Below are 1,664 nucleotides of genomic sequence, written 5' to 3' on the forward strand. Positions count from 1 at the left end.
CGGCTTGTGTTGCGCGGGGGGTGGGGGGCCCTTCGGGGGCCCGGGCCCCCGGACATCCCCCCCGGGGGTCGGGGGGGGCGCCCCGGGGCGGGGTTGGGGCCCCAACCACGGTGAAACATGCAAACGTCTGATCCCTCACCCTGACCTTCTCCCAGCGGGAGAGGGAAAACTCACTTCGGATTGTGCGCATCAGCTCTCCGCGCACGCACGGGAGGTGGCCTTTGCCTTTCACTCTTTTTCGTCAAACTCTGCAATGCCCCGCGCGCAATATGCGCGGTCTGACACTATGAAGCCTCGATGCTTAGACCCGCTTTTGGAATGTCGACGTCTCTCTGCGCAAGCAGCTTTACCGGTGTATCCGGGGCGTCGAAGCCGTGTTCTTCCATGCGGCAGGTCCAGCCTCCATTGGTTTTCTCGATCCTGAACAGGTTGTAGCGCGCAGCCGGGTGCCGCCCGCCCGGTGCGCTGGTTGCCGACGGCACGCCGACAACGGGAACGGGGCCAAAGGGGCCTTCGATATCCTCGAAACTGTCGATATGCGTGTGTCCGTGGAGGATGAGTTCCGCGCCCGCCTGTTTGATGGCAGCGCGCACGCGCGAAGCATCCGACAGCCGCTTGTGCCATTTCGTGGCGTGTCTGAAAGGCGGGTGATGCAGCATCACGACGCGGAAGTAGCCGTCCTTTCCGAGTTCTTCCAATACGTCCCGCAAACGTCGCGCCTGTTCGGCTCCGACCCTGCCGGTTGCGAACCAGGGGGCGGTGGCACGCCCGGTTGTCACACCCACCAGGGCGATGCCGTTGCGTATTCGGACGTAGGGAAAGGTCGCCTCCACGCGCGTGCCTTCTGGCGGTTTGGCAGCCGCGTCGTCAGGACACATGTAGGGCCACCACGCGGCCCGTGCCTTGTAGACGGCACCGGGAACATACGCGTCGTGATTGCCCGGGACGACGGATACATTGCCGGGTTCTCCGATCTCTTCGAGCCAGTCTCTGGCACCGGTGATTTCAAGCGGAAGGGCGATGTTCACAAGATCTCCCGTAACGGCGATGTGGTCGGGAGACTTTGCCTTCATGTCCTCGACGAGCTGGTCAAGATAGCTCGTACCCATGATCTTGGAGCGGTTTCGCTGCCAGTTGAGGTATCCCAGAATACGTTTTGAAACCAGCTGGATAAGCTTGGGATCGGGCAGGGGACCAAGATGAGGATCGGAGATATGCGCAAGCGTGAACATGGGGGCGCATCTTCAAAGCAAAAAGCGCCGCGTCAAGAAAATAACGCGGCGCTCCGGTTGCTGAGCATCTGTTTTTTGAAAAAGGGCATTCCAGCCCGAGGCTGCTGCCTACTTGGCCGCAGCGGGCCTCGCAATTTTGCCGGTGGACGTGTTTGCGGTGCGCGTCGTCTCGCGCAGCGTCGCATTCACGACATTTACAAAACCGAGCATTTTTGCTGCCTCCGCAGGCTCGTCCGAAGCTTAGTTGCTCGGGAACGTTGTCAGGGCAGCAACAACACGCGGGTTGCTGAGGTCGAGAGCCGGTTTCCACTGGTACTGGTTCTGGCGTGTGCGGCGTTTGCCGAAGATTGCGTTCAACATTGTCTGTTCCTTCGTAAGGTCACGGCAGTCTCACCTGCCTTCGAATTCATCACTGTGCACGCTATATAGGCA

General features: G+C 60.8%; 1 protein-coding gene. It reads right to left on the reverse strand.

Annotation, left to right across the window (positions count from 1 at the left end; all coding sequences use genetic code 11):
* Positions 1-284 precede the first annotated feature (284 nt).
* A complete protein-coding gene (locus tag IXB50_RS21835) occupies positions 285-1,232 on the reverse strand; it encodes a metallophosphoesterase family protein (protein WP_215611114.1) in 948 nt (315 codons plus the stop codon).
* Positions 1,233-1,664 lie beyond the last annotated feature (432 nt).

The organism is Leptothoe spongobia TAU-MAC 1115, assembly GCF_018739885.1.
In the GTDB taxonomy this organism is placed as follows: domain Bacteria; phylum Cyanobacteriota; class Cyanobacteriia; order Phormidesmidales; family Phormidesmidaceae; genus Leptothoe; species Leptothoe spongobia.